The 18,604-nt window shown below is 67.0% G+C and carries 20 protein-coding genes; 9 read left to right on the forward strand and 11 right to left on the reverse strand.

The genetic code is table 11. The features are described from left to right. The first annotated feature begins 388 nt into the window (after window positions 1–388). A complete protein-coding gene (locus HLH45_RS01225; protein ID WP_031424985.1) occupies window positions 389–1,195 on the forward strand; it encodes an SDR family oxidoreductase in 807 nt (268 codons plus the stop codon). An 85-nt stretch (window positions 1,196–1,280) separates the two neighbouring features. On the opposite strand, the gene HLH45_RS01230 is transcribed toward HLH45_RS01225, so the two are convergent. The 3 genes from HLH45_RS01230 to HLH45_RS01240 are packed head-to-tail and all read right to left on the reverse strand — an operon-like array spanning window position 1,281 to window position 3,735. After that, window positions 1,281–1,961, reverse strand: a complete 681-nt coding sequence (locus HLH45_RS01230) for an HAD family hydrolase (protein WP_008578020.1) — start codon at window positions 1,959–1,961, stop codon at window positions 1,281–1,283. After that, a complete protein-coding gene (locus tag HLH45_RS01235) occupies window positions 1,958–2,671 on the reverse strand; it encodes a pseudouridine synthase (RefSeq protein ID WP_008578021.1) in 714 nt (237 codons plus the stop codon). Before HLH45_RS01235 ends, HLH45_RS01230 begins: the two co-directional genes overlap by 4 nt. Beyond that, complete coding sequence (locus HLH45_RS01240) at window positions 2,668–3,735, reverse strand: class I SAM-dependent methyltransferase (protein WP_033479493.1); 1,068 nt, start codon at window positions 3,733–3,735, stop codon at window positions 2,668–2,670. The genes HLH45_RS01235 and HLH45_RS01240 overlap by 4 nt, the downstream gene beginning before the upstream one ends. 147 nt (window positions 3,736–3,882) lie before the next feature. Here HLH45_RS01240 and HLH45_RS01245 point away from each other — a divergent pair, with 147 nt between their 5' ends. Next, on the forward strand, window positions 3,883–4,143 hold the full coding sequence (locus tag HLH45_RS01245; protein WP_074053337.1) for a hypothetical protein: 261 nt from the start codon (window positions 3,883–3,885) through the stop codon (window positions 4,141–4,143). Window positions 4,144–4,596: 453 nt separating this feature from the next. Here the strand turns inward: HLH45_RS01245 and HLH45_RS01250 are convergent, their stop codons facing one another. From HLH45_RS01250 to HLH45_RS01270, 5 genes are all read right to left on the reverse strand, one after another. Beyond that, window positions 4,597–5,934: a PQQ-dependent sugar dehydrogenase gene (locus HLH45_RS01250; RefSeq protein WP_033479495.1), complete on the reverse strand. Its 1,338-nt coding sequence runs from the start codon at window positions 5,932–5,934 to the stop codon at window positions 4,597–4,599. A gap of 88 nt (window positions 5,935–6,022) precedes the next feature. After that, the gene (locus HLH45_RS01255) at window positions 6,023–6,331 is read right to left on the reverse strand and encodes a DUF3247 family protein (protein ID WP_005911254.1); all 309 of its coding nucleotides are present in this window, start codon (window positions 6,329–6,331) and stop codon (window positions 6,023–6,025) included. A 331-nt stretch (window positions 6,332–6,662) separates the two neighbouring features. Continuing rightward, window positions 6,663–8,699 (reverse strand): PAS domain-containing hybrid sensor histidine kinase/response regulator, encoded by a 2,037-nt coding sequence (locus HLH45_RS01260; RefSeq protein WP_033479498.1) that lies wholly within the window; start codon window positions 8,697–8,699, stop codon window positions 6,663–6,665. Between the two features lie 105 nt (window positions 8,700–8,804). After that, window positions 8,805–9,095: a hypothetical protein gene (locus HLH45_RS01265; RefSeq protein WP_008578030.1), complete on the reverse strand. Its 291-nt coding sequence runs from the start codon at window positions 9,093–9,095 to the stop codon at window positions 8,805–8,807. Continuing rightward, a complete protein-coding gene (locus tag HLH45_RS01270) occupies window positions 9,082–9,528 on the reverse strand; it encodes a hypothetical protein (RefSeq protein WP_008578031.1) in 447 nt (148 codons plus the stop codon). Before HLH45_RS01270 ends, HLH45_RS01265 begins: the two co-directional genes overlap by 14 nt. 249 nt (window positions 9,529–9,777) lie before the next feature. Here HLH45_RS01270 and HLH45_RS01275 point away from each other — a divergent pair, with 249 nt between their 5' ends. Next, window positions 9,778–10,353: a DUF3016 domain-containing protein gene (locus tag HLH45_RS01275; RefSeq protein WP_008578032.1), complete on the forward strand. Its 576-nt coding sequence runs from the start codon at window positions 9,778–9,780 to the stop codon at window positions 10,351–10,353. 229 nt (window positions 10,354–10,582) lie between these two features. Here HLH45_RS01275 and alr read toward each other — a convergent pair whose 3' ends face one another. After that, window positions 10,583–11,680, reverse strand: coding sequence for an alanine racemase (alr, locus tag HLH45_RS01280; protein ID WP_008578033.1), 1,098 nt, complete (start codon window positions 11,678–11,680; stop codon window positions 10,583–10,585). Next, entirely contained in the window at window positions 11,680–12,969 is a 1,290-nt protein-coding gene (locus tag HLH45_RS01285; protein WP_008578034.1) for a D-amino acid dehydrogenase, read from the reverse strand. Before HLH45_RS01285 ends, alr begins: the two co-directional genes overlap by 1 nt. A 148-nt stretch (window positions 12,970–13,117) precedes the next feature. Here HLH45_RS01285 and HLH45_RS01290 point away from each other — a divergent pair, with 148 nt between their 5' ends. Beyond that, entirely contained in the window at window positions 13,118–13,597 is a 480-nt protein-coding gene (locus HLH45_RS01290; protein WP_007963043.1) for an Lrp/AsnC ligand binding domain-containing protein, read from the forward strand. Window positions 13,598–13,675: 78 nt separating this feature from the next. Here HLH45_RS01290 and HLH45_RS01295 read toward each other — a convergent pair whose 3' ends face one another. Next, entirely contained in the window at window positions 13,676–14,104 is a 429-nt protein-coding gene (locus HLH45_RS01295; protein ID WP_031424991.1) for a hypothetical protein, read from the reverse strand. Window positions 14,105–14,342: 238 nt separating this feature from the next. Here HLH45_RS01295 and msrB point away from each other — a divergent pair, with 238 nt between their 5' ends. The 5 genes from msrB (at window position 14,343) to HLH45_RS01320 (ending at window position 18,596) form a co-directional block, all read left to right on the forward strand. Continuing rightward, the gene (gene msrB, locus HLH45_RS01300; RefSeq protein WP_011348688.1) at window positions 14,343–14,807 is read left to right on the forward strand and encodes a peptide-methionine (R)-S-oxide reductase MsrB; all 465 of its coding nucleotides are present in this window, start codon (window positions 14,343–14,345) and stop codon (window positions 14,805–14,807) included. Window positions 14,808–15,153: 346 nt separating this feature from the next. Beyond that, window positions 15,154–15,642, forward strand: a complete 489-nt coding sequence (locus HLH45_RS01305) for an MliC family protein (protein ID WP_046931881.1) — start codon at window positions 15,154–15,156, stop codon at window positions 15,640–15,642. 97 nt (window positions 15,643–15,739) lie between these two features. Beyond that, on the forward strand, window positions 15,740–16,594 hold the full coding sequence (gene motA / locus HLH45_RS01310; RefSeq protein WP_008573335.1) for a flagellar motor stator protein MotA: 855 nt from the start codon (window positions 15,740–15,742) through the stop codon (window positions 16,592–16,594). A gap of 10 nt (window positions 16,595–16,604) precedes the next feature. Continuing rightward, window positions 16,605–17,762, forward strand: a complete 1,158-nt coding sequence (gene motB, locus HLH45_RS01315; RefSeq protein ID WP_005911263.1) for a flagellar motor protein MotB — start codon at window positions 16,605–16,607, stop codon at window positions 17,760–17,762. Window positions 17,763–18,011: 249 nt separating this feature from the next. Then, window positions 18,012–18,596 carry a hypothetical protein gene (locus HLH45_RS01320; RefSeq protein ID WP_033478727.1) on the forward strand — a complete coding sequence of 195 codons (585 nt, stop codon included), beginning with the start codon at window positions 18,012–18,014 and terminating at the stop codon, window positions 18,594–18,596. Window positions 18,597–18,604: the final 8 nt, after the last annotated feature.

The raw sequence follows: 18,604 nt of genomic DNA on the forward strand, positions 1-18,604 counted from the left end.
GTCCGGGACTGCAGCGAGTGCGATTTTCGCCACCTGCGCCCGCAGGTCGTTGGCATAAAACAGGGCGGAAGTTCTTCAGCCGCATGCGGATCGCGTGCTCGGCGTCGAACTGGTCGAGCGCCGCATGCCGCCGGGCACGCTGCACACGCGTGGTACCGGGCAATCGTGTGATTGAGTGCAAGCGCAGCAGCACCGGCGGCACCGGGACATTGCGGAACGCACGCGATCCGGGCAGCTGCCCGGATCAGCCTGCATCCGTCAGGTTCAATGTGGATGACATCGAGCGCACGCATGGCACGTGCGCCGAATCCTCATCCGCGCTCCACGTTGCTGCGACGACGACAGCCCGCGCGCTACAGTGCCGCCACCCTCACCCGTGCCGCATGCCATGGCCTTGATCCCCGCAATTTCCGCATGGAACCCGTCGCCGCTGCAGGACCGCGTGGTGGTGATCACCGGTGGGGCGCAAGGTATCGGCCGCGGCATTGCCCAGGCGGTGCTGGGCGCGGGCGGCAGCGTGGTGATTGGCGATCTGGATGCCGATGCCGGCAAGGCCTGCCTGCAGGAGTGGGCACTGCCGCGCCGTAGCGCTTTCGTCCGCTGCGATGCCGCGCGCCAGGCGCAGGCCACGCGCCTGGTCGCCACGGCGCTCAAGCGCTTCGGGCGCATCGATGGGCTGGTCAACAATGCCGGCGTGCCCGATCCGCATATCGCGGCACTGCCGCAACTGGACTGGGACACCTGGAACAGCCGGCTGTCCAGCCTGCACGGCGCCTTCCTGTGCAGCAGGCAGGCGCTGCCCGCGCTCAGGCAGGCGCCAGCCGGTGGGGCGATCGTCAACATCGCCTCCACCCGCGCCTGGCAATCGGAGCCGCACAGCGAAGCGTACGCCGCAGCCAAGGGCGGCCTGGTGGCCTTTACCCACGCGCTGGCGCTGAGCGAAGGACCGCATGTACGCGTCAACAGCATCAGCCCGGGGTGGATCAGCACCGATGCGTGGCGCGCGCCGCAGCGCCGGCGGGCACCGAAATTGTCGCGTCGCGACCATGCACAGCACCCGGCCGGGCGCGTGGGCACACCCGAAGACATTGCGCAGCTGGCGGTGTATCTGCTTGCGCCGCAGCTGTCCGGTTTCGTCACCGGGCAGGATTTCATCGTCGACGGTGGCATGTCGCGCAAGATGCACTACGCGTAAGCGCAGCGAGGCGGTCGGCAGTACCTGCGTGATCACAGCCGGGTTGGCGCATGAACTGGCCCCGCGACGTATCCACCCGAACCCGTCACCCCGACAAGCGTGCTTCCAGCAAGCGTTGCGCATCCACTAGCGAGGGCAGGATGCGGTGGCCGAGCGCGCGCACGGTGGCATCGGGTTCGAGCAGGTCCGGAATCTGGATCGGTGTCATGCCGGCCGCCAATGCTGCACGCACGCCGGTGGGCGAGTCTTCCAGCACCAGGCAGTGCGCAGGGTCTACCGCCAAGGTGCGCGCAGCCAGCAGGTAGATATCCGGCGCAGGTTTCGGATGGACCACATCGCTGGCCGTGCACACCGCATCGAAGCGCCACAACAGATCGGCCGCTTCCAGCTTGCGCAGCGCCAGCGGGCGCTGGGTGGAGGTGGCCACCGCGCGCGGCATGCGCTGGGCTGCCAGATAGTCCAACAGCGCAATGATGCCGGGCCGATGCGGGATGCCGCGCTCGACCGCAGCGGCATACAGCCGTTGCGCATGCGCCAGCATGGTGTCGGCCGCGGCCTCGCCGATCCGTTCGCCGAGCAGCCGGCGGCAGGCCGCATCGCCGGTGCCCACCATGCGCAACCAGAAGGCCGGTTCGATCTGCAGATCCTGGTCGTCGGCGGCCTGCGCCAGGCAGGCCGTGATGGCGCGCTCGCTATCGAGCATCAAGCCATCCATGTCGAAGATCACCGCCTGCGGGCGAAACGGCAGCGCTGCACTGTGGGTCATGCCGGAGCGCCGCGGCCGAACAACACCTCAAGATCGTTCGCCTCCAGCGCACGCCATTGCCCCGACGGCAATCCATCCAGCGACAGGCCGCCGATGCGGCTGCGGTGCAGCGCGACCACGTGGTTACCGGCGGCAGCGAACATGCGCCGCACCTGGTGATAGCGGCCTTCGTGCAAGGTCAGCCGCGCCTGGCGTGGGCCAAGCACCTCCAGCTCGGCCGGCAGCAGCGGCTTGGTTTCGCCGTCCAACAGCAAGCTGCCGCTGGCGAACAGCGCGGCCTCCTCGCCATGCAGGTCCTCGGCCAGCGTGATGTCATACACCTTGTCCAGGGCCGATTTGGGCGAAATGATCCGGTGCAGCAGCGCGCCGTCGTCGGTCATCAACAGCATTCCGCTGGTCTCGCGGTCCAACCGACCCACTGGCGCCAACACCGGCGCGCGCAGGCGGAAACGTGGCGGCAGCAATTCGTAGATCAGCCGGCCGGTGTCCTTGGTCGAGCAGGTGTAGCCGCTGGGTTTATGCAGCAACAGGCTCAAGCCCGCTGGCGGGTCGAGCGGTTCGCCATCGATGCGGATGGCGTCGTGCTCCACCTGGTCGTCGGCATACAGCACCTCGCCTTGCGCATCGGTGATCGCGCCCTGCCGGAACAGCTGGGTGACCTGCTTGCGGCTGCCGTAGCCGAGATTGGCGATGTGTTTGACCAGCTTCATGGGCGCGCTCCGCGGCCGCGGATCGCCGCGATCAGCTTGAACCCATCGCGTTCGGCAGCCACGCGGACCTGTCCGAAACTGTCGTTGAGCACCTGTTCGTAAGGCAGGTGCCGGTTGGCGACCAGTATCAATTGCCCGCCCGGGCGCAATGCCTGTGCGGCCACCGCAATGAAGCGCTGTCCGATGTCCGGGCGGTCGGCACGCGACGGCGTATGGAACGGCGGGTTGCTGACGATGAAATCGTATTGCGCCACCAGCCCGGCGGTGACATCGCGCCAGTGGTAGTGCAGCTGCGCCGGATGCGCGATGTCCTGCAGGTTGCGCCGCGCCAGCGTCAATGCGCGCGCCTCGGCTTCGTACAGATCCAGCGCGGTGACCTTGGGACAACGCGCCAGCACTTCGGCCGACAGATAACCAAAACCCGCGCCCAGATCGGCGCCATGGCCGGCCAGCGTGGTCGGCAGATGCTCGACCAGCAGCGCGGACGCCGGGTCGATGCGATCCCAGGCGAAGACGCCGGGACGGCTGACAAAGCGGCCGTCCAGAATCTTGCGTGGCGCATCCAGCGCGGCCCAGCGCGCCTGCAGCGCGGCATCGGTGTCGGCCGGCAGCGGCGCGCTCCAATAGGTGCGGCAGTGGTACTTGGTCAGGCTGCCGGCCAGCCCGGTGAGCTGGCGCAGATCGGCTTCCCCCGAGCGTGCGCCTTCGTTGTTGGACTGGCAGGCCACCACACGGCCACCGGGCGCAGTCAGCGCCACCGCACGTGCGAACAGCGCGCGCGCCTCCTCGCGCTGCCGCGGAGGCAGCACCAGCACCAGGGCATAGCGCGTACTGTCGGCCTCGATCTCGCTTTCTTCGCGCACGGTCCACCCATTGCGCTCCAGCGCTTCGGCAAACGGACGGAAGCTCTGCTCGCAGGTCAGCGTCTGGGTGCTTGCCTGCTCGCGCAGCGGAAAACCGTCGCGCGCGCGCAGGAACAAAACCGGTCCTTCCGGCCATGGCAGCGCGCCTTGGGCAAAAGGCAGGAACAGGGCTTGAAGCGGGGCGTCGTGCGGGCCAGCCATCGGATCATCGGGTCAGGAACAGGCCGTCATTGTAAGTGACGTGTGCCAGATGCCCGCCGCGCGCCTCCCATTGTGTATACGGACCATTGATGCGCGCGCAACATTCGCCCGCCTAGGCTGGGATCCAAGCCCACACGGAGAGACGCGATGCGAGCCTTGTTCGTAGGAGGAGTTGTCGACAACAGCGAAATGGATTTGGACGACACCCCGCCACCGATGCACTACCCCGAAAACACCGGCGCCGGCAGACCCCGCTACCGTCTGCACCAGATCGGCGAACGCGGCGACGGCACGGTGGCCTACGCGGTGTACGGCGCCCCGGAAATGGCAGACGAGGACATCACCCGCATTACCGAAGAGCGTGGCTATGCCCGCCGCTTCAGTGCCTCGCCGGAAGCGCCACGTTGAGGGAAGGAGATAGTTGACGCGGGCGCCTGGAACCTTCCCTGCCGCATGCGATGAAGCATGCGTCAGGCGCCCTCGACTGCAGTCAACGCCGACACGCTGCGCGAGGCTGGACCGGGCTCTTGCCCTGTTTTTGCCGATCGGACACAGTTCGTCCGACCGCTCACATCGGTCAGCTCGCGGACCTTCGCATTTTCCGGCAAAAAACCGAGGGTGCACTCTCGAATTGCCGCGTGTTTCCAGCCGCGTGTTTCCAATTGCTGCCTGCGGCGCATGTCAGCCGCGCTGCGACAAACCGTTTTCTACACGATGTAGACCCAGGCTGCGCACATCGCCTTCGTCCACCTTCGGGCCGCCCTGCTATGAGAGACGGAGAGTGGCCCTTCGGGGAACCTGCGTCTCCCATAAGCAACCGGTAGTGCCCGCTGGTCTGCGCAAGCGATCGACGTGACCGTCTCAACGCGCCTTCGGCGTCACCCGCCAGATCACATTGCCCACATCGTCGGCCACCAGCAGTGCGCCGCGACTGTCCGACGCCACACCCACCGGGCGGCCCTGCGCATTGCCTTCGGCATCCAGGAATCCATCCAGCACCGTGATCGGCGGGCCGTTGGGCTTGCCATCGGCGAACGGGACAAACAACACCTTGTAGCCGCTGGGCGGGTCGCGATTCCACGAGCCGTGCTGGCCGATGAAGGCGCCCTGGCGGAAACGCTCGGGCAGCAAGGTGCCGCTGGCGAAGCTCAGGCCGAGCGACGCGGTATGCGGGCCGAGCGCGTAATCGGGCTTGATTGCCTTTGCCACCAGTTCGGCATTCTGCGGTTTGACCCGCTCGTCCACATGCTGGCCGTAGTAGCTGTACGGCCAGCCGTAGAAACCGCCGTCGCGCACCGAGGTGAGGTAGTCCGGCACCAGGTCGCTGCCGATTTCGTCGCGCTCGTTGACCACCACCCACAGCGATTTGCTCTGCGGCTCCCATGCGGTGCCCACCGGGTTGCGCAAGCCGCCGGCGAAGATGCGGCTGCTGCCGGTGGCCGGGTCGATTTCCAGGATCGCCGCACGATTGAGCTCGGCTTCCATGCCATTTTCGGCCACGTTGCTGTTGGAACCGACGCCGACATAGAGCTTGCTGCCGTCCGGGCTGGCCAGTAGCGACTTGGTCCAATGATGGTTGATGCCACCGGGCAGATTGGCCACGAAAGTCGGCTTGGCGGTGAGATGCGTGTCGCCGGGCTTGTACGGAAAACTCACCAGCGCATCGGCATTGGCGACATAGAAGCGGTCGCCGATCAGCGCCATGCCGAACGGCGAAAACAGCCCGCTGACGAACTGCGTGCGCACTTCTGCCACGCCGTCGCCGTCGGCATCGCGCAGCAAGGTGATGCGATTGGCGCTCGCCACCGCCGCGCCGGCCTTTTTCATCATCGCGCCCTGCACTTTCTTGCGCAGCCCACCACCTGCTTCGGCATCCTCGGGCTTGGGCGGCTCGGCCGTTTCGGCCACCAATACATCGCCATTGGGCAGCACGTAGATCCAGCGCGGGTGATCCAGATCGCGCGCAAACGCAGCAACCTGCAGATCGTCGGCCCCGATGGGCTTTGCATTGGCTGCCCAGCGTTTGACCGGCGCCACCTTGACGGTGGGAATCAGACGCTTCACTGGCTCGGGCAATTGCGGGTCCGGCCCGGTCCCCTGTTCGATCGCCAACGTTGCCGTGTCGCCGCACGCGGCGAGCACGGCCAGCGCCATCAACGACAGCGGCCAGCGAGCGAACTTCAATCGGGATGCATTCATTGCGGGCAAATCCTGGACGGTTGCGTCAGCCAGCGATCATGCCGCCAACGCGACGGCGAGAAGTAAACACACCGTCAACACGCCACCGTCACGGCATGACTTGCGGATCGGCGCCCAGCAACAACGGGTGCACCGCCACGATCCGGTCCATCCAGATCCATTGCGGCTCTTGCGATGCATCCAGCTGGTCCAGCCGCAGCTGACCGTTCAATCCCTCGTTGTCGTGGTCGTCCAGATAGGTCTGCAGGCTTGGGCGCACGGCAACCGTGCCGCTGATCATGCTGCCGTCGTCGAGTTCGATGCGCACACGCTCCTGACCATCGAGCAGGGACACCCAATGTTCGAGCGTGGCGATCTGGACCTGTTCGGAATACACGTGCGGGGCGTACTTGGGCATTGCGCGATCTCCGTGAGCTGAGCGCACCACGCTAGGCCAGCATGCGTGAAAGAGGCAGAAAACGTGTCGTGTGCCGGTGCTCGGCATTGGCGCGGCATTGTCGCCACGCATGCGCACGCATCCGTCTTCCAGCGCGGCCATGCTGCAACGGTGGTGAAAGGCTCATCCACGAAACCACCTGTGCGTCGCATGACGATCGGTTGTTCTGGGGTAGATCGGCGCCTCATGGAAAGACGCCGGATACGCAAGCCACACACACGCTACTGCGCATCCAACGCGTCGCCTCACCACCTTGCGGTGACCCGCTGCGCGGCTGTGCGCTGCGCGCCGGTTACTCCACCGCCTGGCGCGCGGCACGCACGGCCGTGACCAGTTGCGCCACGCTGTAGGGCTTGGCCAGATGTTCCTGAAACCCGGACTCCAGCGCGCGCTTGCGGTCGTCTTCGCGGGCCAGCGCGGTGACTGCCACGGCCGGCAACGCGGTGGCATCCAGCCCGAGGTTTTCGCGCACGGTACGGATCAAGCCGTAACCGTCCATGCCCGGCATGCCGATATCGGTCAGCATCACATCAAAGCGCGCGTGGCCACGATGATCGATCAATGCCAGCGCATCGGTGGCGCTGCCGGCGACCACCACTTCGGCGCCCTGCTCTTCGAGCAGACGCCGCAGATAATCGAGCATGTCCGGTTGATCTTCGACCGCCAGCAGGCGCAAGCCATTGAGCGCGCGCGCTTCGACGATCTGTTCGGACATCAGACGCCGCCGCAGCTCGCGGCGTGGGCGCTTGGCCTGGTCGGGAATATGTTCCGGCAGCCGCACGGTGAAGGTCGCGCCCTTGCCACGGCCGCCACTGGTGGCGCCGACCTGTCCGCCGTGCATTTCCACCAGCTGCTGCACGATCGCCAGGCCCAGACCCAGCCCGCCATGCTGGCGCGTGGTGGTGCCGTCGGCCTGGCGGAAACGACCGAACAGGTGCGGCAGGAATTCGGCTGCAATGCCATCGCCGGAATCGCAGACCGAGACCACCAGATGCCCATCGTCGCGCTCGATTTTGACGTCGATACGACCATGTGCCGGGGTGAACTTGATTGCGTTGGACAGCAGGTTCCACAACACCTGCTGCAGGCGCGTGGCATCGCCAAGCACCAGGCAGGGCGTGGGCGGCACGTGCAGCTCCAGGACCTGGTCCTTGCCTTCGGCAGCCAGTTCCTGGGTGTTCAAGGCTTCGCGCACCTGCTCGACCAGATCCAGCGATTCGACTTCCAGCTGCACCTTGCCCAGCAACATGCTGCTGAGATCGAGCATGTCGGAAATCAGCCGCTTCTGCGCGCGTGCGCTGCTGGCGATCACCGACAGCCCCTTGTAGTACGGCTGGCCTTCTTCGACCCGCTGCAGCAGCAACTCGCTCCAGCCCAGGATGGTGGTCAGCGGGGTACGCAGTTCGTGCGACAGCGTGGCCAGGAACTCGTCCTTCAACCGCGCCATGCTTTCGGCCTCGTTGCGCGCGCTGCGCTCGGATTCCAGCAATTGTTCGCGCGCCAGTTCGATCTCGCGCTGCTCGGTCACGTCCGGGCTGCTGCCGGCCAGCCCGATGAAGCGGCCGTCGGCCGAATAGCGCGGGGTTGCGGTCATTTCGATCCAGCGCCACTGCCCATCATGGCGGCGCGCACGCACCAGCGCGCGCAGGCCGCGCTGTTCCTGCAGCGATGCGGCCAACTCGAACTGGAACGTCGGCAAGTCGTCCGGATGCAGCAGTTCGCTCCACGCCGACACCGTACCGCTGGAAATATCCAGGCCAAAAAATTCGCCATACGCACTGTTGACGAAGCGCACCACGCCCTGCGCGTCCAGCACCCAGACCGGCATCGGCAAGCCGTCGGCCAGCGCACTGAAGCGCGCCTCGCTCTCGGCCAGCTCGCGCTCGACGCGTTTGCGCTCGGTGATGTCCATGAACAGGATCGCCACCCGTGCCTGCTCTGGCTGCCCGACCCGGAACGCATCCACCGAATACCAGCGCTTGAGCGCCTTGGCCTGCATTTCGAAGTGGATGCGGTTGCCGGTGCGCGCGACGTGGCCGTAGCGGTCGAACCATTCCTGCTCGTGCTCGGGGAGCAGGTTGCGGATGGAGACGTTCAGTGCGTTGGGCGACAGGCCGGTGTAGCGCTCGAAGGCACCATTGGTGGTGCGGATCACATAGTCCACCGCCTGCTCGCCGTCGAACACCATGTCGATGACGCAAAACCCGGCATCGATGTTGTGGAAAATCTCGTGATACATCGCCGGGTCCAGAAACGGCTCGGCGATGGCGGCCGGCAGTGCGGCAGCCAGCGTGGGGCTGGAAGAAGGAGTGCTCAAATCGGAAACCACGGATGCTGCCGGAGCGGATGACGGGCAGATGAAACCATGCCTGATGTCGTCAGCGGGTGCACGTGGGGCTGGGCAAGTTCACGCTTTCCTCGCCGAGCCCCGTGTTCACCACAAGGTGGTGGCGGCGAATCCGATGCAGGTTGCCAGCACCACGATGCCGGCGATCACGCCGCGGAACACCCATTCGCCCTCGCGACGCAGCTGTTCGTCCATCCAGCGTTGCGCTTCCTCGCGCCAGGCAGTGGACCGTGCGTAATCGGAATCCAGCAGCAACAGGCGGACCCGCGCCACCCCCATCTGCGCGCATTCCTCGCGGCAGCGCTGGCTGAAGCCGTCTTCCCCACCGGCAATCTGCGCGCCCACCGGCAACTGCAGTTCGAGTTCATGCCTGGACATAACGGGGACGCTCCTGATCAAGCTCATGTTCCAGCGCCATGCGCGCCAGCTGGGTGTAGTTAGCACGCGGACCCTGCCCACGGCCGGTGAGCATTCCCTGATAGTCCAGGTCGTGCCAGACCCGGCCGGTCCACTCCACGCAATCTTCGGCAATGACCAGCATCAGCGAGTAGCGGTAATCCAGGCCATTGGCCGCGGTATAGGTGTAGACCGGCGGGAACTGCACGGCCACATCCACCTGGCGCGCCAGTGCAGCCAGATGCTCGCGAAGCGCCGCGCGCGAATCGGCACCGGGCTCCAGCTGCAGCGCGCGTGTGGCCAGGTCCAGGTCGACCTCGCTCTGCAGTGCCACGAAGGCGGCCGCGCCGGAGGCGGGGTTGTGCCCGTGCTGCTTGGCCCAGTCGATGAATTGCAAACGCACATCCGACGGCATGTGAGCCGGCGCCGAAGACGCTGATTTTGTGCGGAAAGTGTGGGTGTCCATGCTGGCGATCTTCCGGGCTGTGCCGTGAAGCGCGGGCGCAGGCGCAGTGAACCCGCCGTCATGGTGTTCCGCAAGCTGATTAACCGCGCGGCAACGTGGTGACGAACCCAGGCGTGCAGCGCGTTGCGGGCGTTCCGAGGCGCCCCCACACTGCGAAAACAGCCGGTACACACCGTACCTTCCGCTTGGAGGCTTTCGATGAAACTTTCCAATCTTTCCGGCGCCAGCCTGCTGCTGGCGGGTGTGCTTGCCGCGACCGGTGCGCAGGCCGGGGTGCGCAACGTCACCGACCCCGATGCGCCGCGCGCGCTCGGCAGCGACGGCAAGGTGGACGTGCGCTGGACCGACCCTGCGCAGTTCTCCGAGATGCGCTTCAGCGGCAACCGTTGGGAGGCGCAACGCGGCGATTGGGTGACCCAGCTGGCCACCCACTTTCAGAAGAGCGCAGCGCGCCAGTTGCCCGATGGCCAGCATCTGAGCGTGACCATTACCGACATCCGCCGCGCCGGCCAGTACGAGCCCTGGCACGGGCCGCGCATGCAGGACGTGCGCGTGGTCAAGGATATCTACCCGCCGCGCCTGAGCTTCACCTACACGCTGACCGGCGCCGATGGCCGCGTGATCGACCAGGGCGAACGCAAGCTGGTGGATTCGGCCTTTCTGATGAGCGGACCGCGCCTGACCGACAGCGATCCGCTGCGCTTCGAGAAGGCGATGATCGACGATTGGGTGCGCAAGCAGTTCCGTGGCGATCGCAGTACCGCCAGGTTGTGAGTTGCCGCTGAAAGCCCCTCTCACGTCGGGGCGCCACGGCACAGCTTGCGCGCCACTGGCGCGCGTGCCTTGGTGCGACTGCGCCGCTGGCGCAGGCCGGCGCGCGGAGCGGGGGTTGGGGGAGAAGGTACCGCGCGCAGCACGCCTGGCATTCAAACTGCACGCAGCTTCGCTCGCACCCTCATCAGGCGCTACGCGCCACCTTCTCCCTGGGGGAGAAGGGATGCACCTACGCTGAAAGTTTGCCTACTTCCGCCTCACCCACATAGATCCGCGGCACCCGCTTGAGCCCGCACAGCAGCTGGTAGGCGCTGACGTTGCATTGCGCTGCCAGCGCGCTGACCTGCGGTGCGTCGCCCCACAGCTGCACCGGCGTGCCGATGTCGGCCTGCGGGTGGTCGGTGAGGTCCACGGTGAGCATGTCCATCGAGACGCGACCGATCAACGGGCAGATCTGCCCGTCCGCCAGCACCGGGGTGCCGTTGGGCGCGAACTGCGGATAGCCGTCGGCATAGCCCATCGCCACCACGCCGACACGCGTGGGTCGTTCGGCAACGAAGCGGGCGCCGTAGCCCACCGGCTCGCCGGCCGGCAACTCGCGCACCGAAATGATGCGCGAGCGCAGCGTCATCACCGGACGCAGCTGCGCGGTGTTCTCGGTATGCTGCGGGAACGGGTTGGCGCCGTACAACATCAACCCGGGGCGCGACCAGTCGTTGCGCAGCGCCGGCCAGCCAAGCAGGCCGGGCGAATTGCGCAGGCTGGTTTCTGCGCGCATGCCGCCAGCGGTGAGCGCAAAGGCCACCGCCTGCTCGTCGGTGCGGCTGCAGTCCAGCTCGTCGGCACGTGCCAGGTGGGTCATCAGCACCAGCGAGGCGATCTGCGGTAGCCCGCGCAGGCGCAACCAGGCGGCGCGGAAATCCTCCGGCGACAGGCCCAGCCGATGCATGCCGCTGTCCATCTTCAACCACACCCGCAACGGCCGCGGGCTCTGGAACTCGGCCAGCGCGCGCACCTGCTGCGGCGTGGCCGCCACCGTCCACAGATCGTGCTCGGCGATCAGGCGCAACTCGTCGTGTTCGAAAAATCCCTCCAGCAACAGGATCGGCGCACGGATGCCGGCCTGGCGCAGTTCCAGCGCCTCTTCGATGCAGGCCACTGCAAAGCCATCGGCTTCCGGCTCCAGCGCCTGCGCGCAGCGCACTGCACCGTGCCCGTACGCGTCGGCCTTGACCACCGCCAGCGCCTTGCTGCCGCCCAGGCGCCTGGCCAGGCGGTAGTTGTGGCGCAACGCCTCCAGATCGATCGACGCTTGCGCAGGACGCACTACGCGGCCTCCCGCTGCGCGCGCGCGCTGCGCGGCGACAGGTAGCGGAACACGTCCAGACCTTCGGTATCGATCTCCGGCGTGCGGCCCTGCATGAGGTCGGCCAGGTAGCGCCCCGAACCGCAGGCCATGGTCCAGCCCAGCGTGCCATGCCCGGTGTTGAGGAACAGGTTGGCATAGGGCGTGGCGCCCACCACCGGGGTGCCATCCGGGGTGGCCGGGCGCAGGCCGGTCCAGAACTCGGCCTGGGCCAGATCGCCGCCGCCGGGGAACAGGTCGTTGACGACCATTTCCAGGGTGGCGCGACGACGCGGATTCAACGACAGATCGAAGCCGGCCACCTCGGCCATGCCGCCGACGCGGATGCGGTCGTCGAAGCGGGTGAGCGCGATCTTGTAGCTCTCGTCCAGCACGGTGGAGGTCGGCGCGCGTTGCGCATCGACGATCGGGATGGTGAGCGAATAGCCCTTGAGCGGGTACACCGGCAGATGCAGGCCGAGCGAGAGCAGCAAATCGGCCGAATAGCTGCCCAGCGCCAGCACGTAGCGGTCGGCCGTTTCCATGCGGCCATCGATCTGCACGCCGCTGACCTGCCCGCCAGCGTGCTCCAACCGCTCGATCTGCTGCCCGTAGCGGAACGTGACCCCCGCCTGCGCAGCCAGTTCGGCCAGGCGCTGGGTAAACAGCCGGCAGTCGCCGGTCTGGTCTTCGGGTAGGCGCAGCGCGCCGGCCATCTGCGCGCCGCCGCCGGCCAGGCCGGGTTCGAACTGCGCAATCTGCGCCGGGCTCAGCAGCTCGTACGGTACGCCGTACTGGGCCAGCACCTCGATGTCCTGCGCGGCCGCATCCAGCTGCTGCTGGGTGCGGAACAACTGCGTGGTGCCAAGCTGGCGGCCTTCGAATTCGATGCCGGTCTCGGCGCGCAGGGCGTTGAGGCAATCGCGGCTGTAGTCGGACATGCGCACCATGCGCGCCTTGTTCACCGCATAGCGTTCGGCGGTGCAGTTGCGCAGCATCTGGCTCAGCCAGGCCAGCTGGCGCAGGTCGCGGGTGGGGCGGATCGACAGCGGTGCGTGCTGCTCGAACAGCCATTTCACCGCCTTGCCGGGCACGCCGGGCGCCGCCCACGGCGAGGTGTAGCCGAACGACAGCTGGCCGGCGTTGGCGTAGCTGGTCTCCAGCGCCGCTGCCGGCTGGCGGTCGACCACGGTCACTTCGCAACCGGCCTGCGCCAGGTACCACGCACTGGTCACGCCGATGACGCCGCTGCCGAGAATGAGCACACGCATGTCGTTCTCCTGAAAAGGGCATTCCCCCACAACCACACGCCGAGGGGGACAGTTAGACGCAGTATATTGCGAGCCAGGCAGTGCCATTTCTGGAATCGGCACGGCTTTGCAGTGAAACTTCCTGCCAAACCCTGCGCAGACAAACCCCATGAGCACCCGCGCCCGCGAGCTGGACAAGATCGACCGCAAGATCCTGCGCATCCTGCAGCAGGAGGGGCGGATTTCGTTCACCGAACTGGGCGAGCGGGTCGGCCTGTCGACCACGCCGTGCACCGAGCGCGTGCGCCGGCTGGAGCGCGACGGCGCCATCACCGGCTATTACGCGCGGCTGGACCCGCACTATCTCAAGGCCAGCCTGCTGGTGTTCGTGGAGATCAGCCTGGCCTACAAGTCCGGCGACATCTTCGAAGAATTCCGCCGCGCCGCGCTGAAGCTGCCCAACGTGCTGGAGTGCCACCTGGTCTCCGGAGACTTCGACTACCTGCTCAAGGCGCGCATCAGCGAGATGGCGTCCTACCGCAAGTTGCTCGGCAGCACCTTGCTGACCATGCCGCATGTGCGCGAATCCAAGAGCTATATCGTGATGGAAGAGGTCAAGGAGACGCTGGCGTTGCCGATCGCCGATTGAGGCGGGGATTCGGGATTCGGGATTGGCGGTTGGCGGTTGGCGGTTGGCGGTTGGCGCCATCAGATCGCGCTGCTGCTGTCAGCGCACCACGCGCATGCCATCGCCCGCCGGCACCGCGTCGTAGTAGCGGCCGGTCTTGGTATCCAGCACCCGGTTGGCGCCGGCCGGCTGCATGCCATGCAGCAGACGGCCGTTGCGGTCGTAGACCATCGCCTTGGTCGGCGCCACCTGGCTGCCGGCAGGCGCGACCGGCATTTGTGCCGGCCCATGCGTGGGGATGCTCGGCGCGACCGGGCGTTGCCCCAGTTGCGAAGGCACCGGTGCGGCCGAAGGCGCCGGCTGCAGCGCGCGCGGCGGCGTTACCGTGGGCGGGACGGGCGTCGGCGTGGTGATGGGCTGCAAGGTCGTGGATGAGCGCGTGGTGGTGGCCGACTGCGCCGCCACCGCGCCGGTCAGCGTCAGTAGAACGCATAGCAGAACGCGGCGGCTTGATGCGTGGATCGCCATGACAGGCACCTTGCGTGTTTGAGGGTCATGCAGTGATTGGGGCGCAAGGACGCTGCGGCAATGCATGCGACCGGCCGGGGGATGAACGCTTTCGCAAGGTGGTTGCGGTGCGAAGAAGGCTGACCTCCGCCGCAGTGGCAGGCCGTTGGCTGCGTCTCACCGGTTGAACCACCCCGACACTGCCCACATCACGGAAGCAGGCGCCGGCACCCCGCTGGCGAGCGCATGCGAGAGCCCCATGAGCCAGTTCGATCTGACCCCTCCCTCCCCCGCCCAACGCGATGCCCTGATCGCCGGGCTCAGCGACGAGGAACAGCGCGTGCTGCTGCACCATGGCACCGAGGCGCCGTTCTGCGGGGTGTTTCTGGACAACAAGCTGGACGGTGTCTACACCTGCCGGCTGTGCGGGCTGCCGCTGTTCCGTTCCAGCGCCAAATTCGAGTCCGGCACCGGCTGGCCGAGCTTCTTTGCGCCCTACGACCCGGCCCATGTGCGCGAGATCCGCGACACCAGCTACGGCATGATCCGCACCGAAATCGTCTGCGCGCGCTGCGACAGCCACCTGGGCCATGTGTTCCCGGACGGCCCGCCGCCCACCGGCGAGCGCCACTGCCTGAACTCGGTCTCGCTGGGCTTCACCGAAAACGGCCAGGCCCTGCCGAACCCGCTGCAGCGCCAAGGTGCCGAGGCGCAACCGGCCTGATGGCGCCGCGTCTGTGGGCCACCGCCGTTGCAATGCCCGGGAGGAAGTAAACAACGCCTGCCTGCGCTTTTGCGCGCCATGACAGGCACCGCCTGCACGCGGCTCGAGCCGGCAATGTCGATGTGCAGATCGGTTGCCGGCGCGCGAGACGCAGATACGGCTTGATTTCCATACGGCCGCCCACACGCAGGCTAGGTCCCTGCGGTAAAGCGGTCGCGTGTTCAGTCGTAGCAGGCCGTCCCGGCCCCGGCGCGCAAGATGCACGCCCTTGGGGCGCCGGGCCCGGCGCCCCAGGTCCCAACCGCCGCAAACACGGCGGCAATCCGAACCAGGCAGGAGTACGCAGATGCACACGTCCTCATCCCTGATGCTCACCGGCCTGCTGGCGGCCGCACTCGCCGGCTGCAGCGCAGGTAGCCCGCCCCCGACAGCGCAGGCGGGCAAGCCCGCACACGCCCAGCCAGCCGGTGTCCAAGCCGATGCCCGCCCGCTTGCCACCGGCACCGACGCCAGCGTGACCGGCCCGCTGCCGCGTCCGGCCAAGATGCCCGCTCCAGCGGCGGCGGCGGCCGACCCCGCGCTTCCCGCGCAGACGGTGGCCTGGCGCTGCGGCCCGCGCACGGTCGCGACACGTTTCGATGCGGCCACCGATGCCCTGCAGCTGACCCTCGACGACCGCAGGCTGATCCTGCTCAGTGCCCAGGCAGCATCCGGGGCGCGCTTTGCCGATGCACAGGGCAACCAATTCTGGGAACACGCCGGCGAAGCGACACTGTCGCTGGCAGGCGGCGAGGCGATCAGATGCGTGCATGAGACCGCCACCACAATCGGTTAGACATTCAGCTACAGCGCACGTCTTCACGCCACGCGCTTCAAGAATCGGCCGCGCAAGCCGAAACCACTAGCAACCCCAGTTTGCTTCCGGCTGCGCCATGCTCATCATCGTTGGCTTCATCGTCGTCATCGTCAGCGTCCTCGGCGGCTACGTGCTGTCGCACGGAAAGCTGGGCGCGCTGTGGCAGCCGTACGAGCTGATGATCATCGGTGGCGCAGCGCTGGGCGCGTTCCTGGTCAGCACGCCGGGCAAGATCGTCAAGGAAACCCTCAGCGGCATCATGGGCGTGTTCAAGGGCCCGCAGTACAAGTCCGAGGACTACAAGGACACCCTGAGCCTGATCTACGAACTGCTGAACAAGGCGCGCCGCGACGGCTTCATGGCGCTGGAAGACCACGTCGAAAAGCCGCAGGACAGCACCATCTTCGGCAACTACCCCAAGGTGGTGGCCGACCATCACCTGCTGGACTTCATCACCGACTGCCTGCGCCTGATGATCGGCAGCAACATCGAGCCGCACGAGCTGGAACCGCTGCTCGAACTGGAACTGGAAAAACACCATCACGAAGCCCTGGCGCCGTCGCATGCGCTGAGCAAGGTCTCCGACGGCCTGCCCGGCTTCGGCATCGTGGCGGCGGTGCTCGGCATCGTGATCACCATGGGCTCGATCGGCGGGCCGATCGAGGAGATCGGCCACCACGTCGGCGCCGCGCTGGTGGGCACCTTCCTCGGCATCCTGCTGGCCTACGGCTTCGTCTCGCCGTTGTCGGCGGCGATGGAAGCGCGTGCCGAGCAGGACGGGCGCATCTACGAAGCGGTCAAGACCGCGCTGCTGGCCTGCCTGCGTGGCTATAACCCGAAGATCGCGCTGGAATTCGCGCGCAAGACCCTGCCCTCCAACGTGCGTCCGAGCTTCGGCGATTTCGAAACGCACCTGAAAACGATCAAGTAGGGCCGCGGTCATGGCCGAGGCCAAATCCACCGTCATCATCCGACGGGTCAAGAAGGTACAGGGTGGCGGCCATCATGGCGGCGCCTGGAAGGTGGCGTTTGCCGACTTCGTGACCGCGATGATGGCCTTCTTCCTGGTGCTGTGGCTGATGGCGGCCACCACCAAGGAACAGCGCGCGGCGATCTCCGAATACTTCCGCAACCCCAGCCCGCTGTCCGGCAAATCGCCGGCGCCTTCGCCCGGCATGAACGGACCCGGTGGCGCCAGCACCTCGATGATCAAGCTCGGCGGTACCGCCGACATGGCCAAGGGACAGAAGGACGAAATGGGCCGCAAGCGCGACAACGCGGCCGATACCGACGTGGACAGCCGCGCCAAGGACAAGAGGCGCCTGGAAGCGCTGATGCAGGACCTGAAGGAGGCCATCGACAAGAGCCAGGCGCTGGAGCCGTTCAAGGACCAGCTGCTGCTGGACCTCACGCCCGATGGCCTGCGCATCCAGATCGTGGACAAGCAGAACCGCCCGATGTTCGACATCGGCCGCGACCAGCTCAAGCCGTATACGGTGGCGATCCTGCGCGAGCTGTCCAGCTTCATCAACCAGGTGCCCAACCACATCAGCATCACCGGCCATACCGACACCACCGCCTACAGCAGCGATGCCGGCTACACCAACTGGGAACTCAGCGCCGACCGCGCCAATGCCGCGCGCCGCGCCCTGGTGGCCGGGGGCATGTCCGATGCCAAGGTGACGCGTGTGGTGGGGCTGTCCTCGTCGGTGCTGTTCGACAAGACCGATCCGCAGAACCCGATCAACCGCCGCATCAGTATCGTGGTGATGACCCAGGACGCCGAAAACGCAGCGCTGGCCGGCGCAGACCAGGGCGTGGCACTGGGCAAGTCGCTGCACGATGCCGACACCCAGGTGCCGGATCTGAGCGGCGCCGCGGCCACCGGCACCGCCACCGTGGGGACGCCTGCCGAAAGCGCAAAACCGGCCGCGGCCCCGCCAGTCGCCGCCGCCGCGGCTGCGACCCCGGCTCCGGCCCTGGCATCGGCAGGAACTGCTGCTGCGCGTCCGGCAGGACCGCGCATGTCGTCCAGCGCGCAGGTGGCCTCTGCCACGGCGCTCGCCAAAGCGGCCGAAGCGGCGGTGGAGAAGCGGTAGTTCGGGGCAGGCAGGCGTGTGAGGCACCGGCCGCAATTGCTGGACCCGCCAGGAAGTCGCCCCCCCCCCCCCGGAACATGGCCTGCGGTTGTTCGGGCTTGGGGCGTCCTGGTGGCGGCTCTCAGGTCGGTGCCTGCGGAGACGGTGCCCCCCGGCGGCCGGTTCGCATCCACGGGCCAACTCCGCTACGCATCGCATCGTGCGGCGCACGCTCTAGAATGGCCGGCCATTCCCAGCGTCGAGAACACCGTGTCCCGTAATTCCAAGGCCAAGCGCGACAAGCGCAAGAAGCAGCAGCCCAAGCGCCCCTTCGTCCGTCTGGGCCAGGCGCCCCAGGTCACCAACCATGCCGTGCTGCAGGACGCCGATGGCCGCGTGGTCGCCGCGATCGGCCTGCAGGGTGGCAGCGAGTGGATGCTGTCGATCGGCGGCCAGACCATGGGCAGCGCCGACAACCCGGTCCCGATGCTGGCCATGCTCAAGCACCTGGCCAACCTGCAGGAAGCCGAAGGCAAGACCATTTCGCTGGAATATTCGACCCAGCTGCAGCAGATGATCGACGACCTGGCCGCCGACGAAGGCCAGACCGCCGAGGAATACCTGACCAAGCTGGTGTCCGAGTTCCAGAACGCCGATGCGGATGAAGACGGCGAGGCGGAAGACGCAGCACAGGACACCGGCACCGAGGCCGGTGCTGACGACGCGGCTGAAGACGACACTGCCGGCGCCACCGACAGTGCTGCAGATGCCAGCGACCAGGCTTCCGACGCTGCAGCGGACGCGCCCGACGGCGACAGCGCCGGCAAGAAGCCGAAGAAGTCCAAGAAGGCCTGACCCGGCCG

Source organism: Xanthomonas euvesicatoria, assembly GCF_013112235.1.
GTDB classification, from domain to species: domain Bacteria; phylum Pseudomonadota; class Gammaproteobacteria; order Xanthomonadales; family Xanthomonadaceae; genus Xanthomonas; species Xanthomonas euvesicatoria.

Bases quoted from the DNA above. Each gene is read 5' to 3' on its own strand.
- msrB (WP_011348688.1), top strand. From the start codon at position 14,343: ATGAGCCAGTTCGATCTGACCCCTCCCTCCCCCGCCCAACGCGATGCC.
- HLH45_RS01275 (WP_008578032.1), top strand. From the start codon at position 9,778: ATGAAACTTTCCAATCTTTCCGGCGCCAGCCTGCTGCTGGCGGGTGTG.
- HLH45_RS01225 (WP_031424985.1), top strand. From the start codon at position 389: ATGGCCTTGATCCCCGCAATTTCCGCATGGAACCCGTCGCCGCTGCAG.
- HLH45_RS01255 (WP_005911254.1), bottom strand. From the start codon at position 6,331: ATGCCCAAGTACGCCCCGCACGTGTATTCCGAACAGGTCCAGATCGCC.
- HLH45_RS01295 (WP_031424991.1), bottom strand. From the start codon at position 14,104: ATGGCGATCCACGCATCAAGCCGCCGCGTTCTGCTATGCGTTCTACTG.
- HLH45_RS01250 (WP_033479495.1), bottom strand. From the start codon at position 5,934: ATGAATGCATCCCGATTGAAGTTCGCTCGCTGGCCGCTGTCGTTGATG.
- motB (WP_005911263.1), top strand. From the start codon at position 16,605: ATGGCCGAGGCCAAATCCACCGTCATCATCCGACGGGTCAAGAAGGTA.
- HLH45_RS01230 (WP_008578020.1), bottom strand. From the start codon at position 1,961: ATGACCCACAGTGCAGCGCTGCCGTTTCGCCCGCAGGCGGTGATCTTC.
- HLH45_RS01285 (WP_008578034.1), bottom strand. From the start codon at position 12,969: ATGCGTGTGCTCATTCTCGGCAGCGGCGTCATCGGCGTGACCAGTGCG.
- HLH45_RS01270 (WP_008578031.1), bottom strand. From the start codon at position 9,528: ATGCCGTCGGATGTGCGTTTGCAATTCATCGACTGGGCCAAGCAGCAC.
- HLH45_RS01305 (WP_046931881.1), top strand. From the start codon at position 15,154: ATGCACACGTCCTCATCCCTGATGCTCACCGGCCTGCTGGCGGCCGCA.
- HLH45_RS01240 (WP_033479493.1), bottom strand. From the start codon at position 3,735: ATGGCTGGCCCGCACGACGCCCCGCTTCAAGCCCTGTTCCTGCCTTTT.
- HLH45_RS01290 (WP_007963043.1), top strand. From the start codon at position 13,118: ATGAGCACCCGCGCCCGCGAGCTGGACAAGATCGACCGCAAGATCCTG.
- HLH45_RS01235 (WP_008578021.1), bottom strand. From the start codon at position 2,671: ATGAAGCTGGTCAAACACATCGCCAATCTCGGCTACGGCAGCCGCAAG.
- HLH45_RS01265 (WP_008578030.1), bottom strand. From the start codon at position 9,095: ATGTCCAGGCATGAACTCGAACTGCAGTTGCCGGTGGGCGCGCAGATT.
- HLH45_RS01245 (WP_074053337.1), top strand. From the start codon at position 3,883: ATGCGAGCCTTGTTCGTAGGAGGAGTTGTCGACAACAGCGAAATGGAT.
- motA (WP_008573335.1), top strand. From the start codon at position 15,740: ATGCTCATCATCGTTGGCTTCATCGTCGTCATCGTCAGCGTCCTCGGC.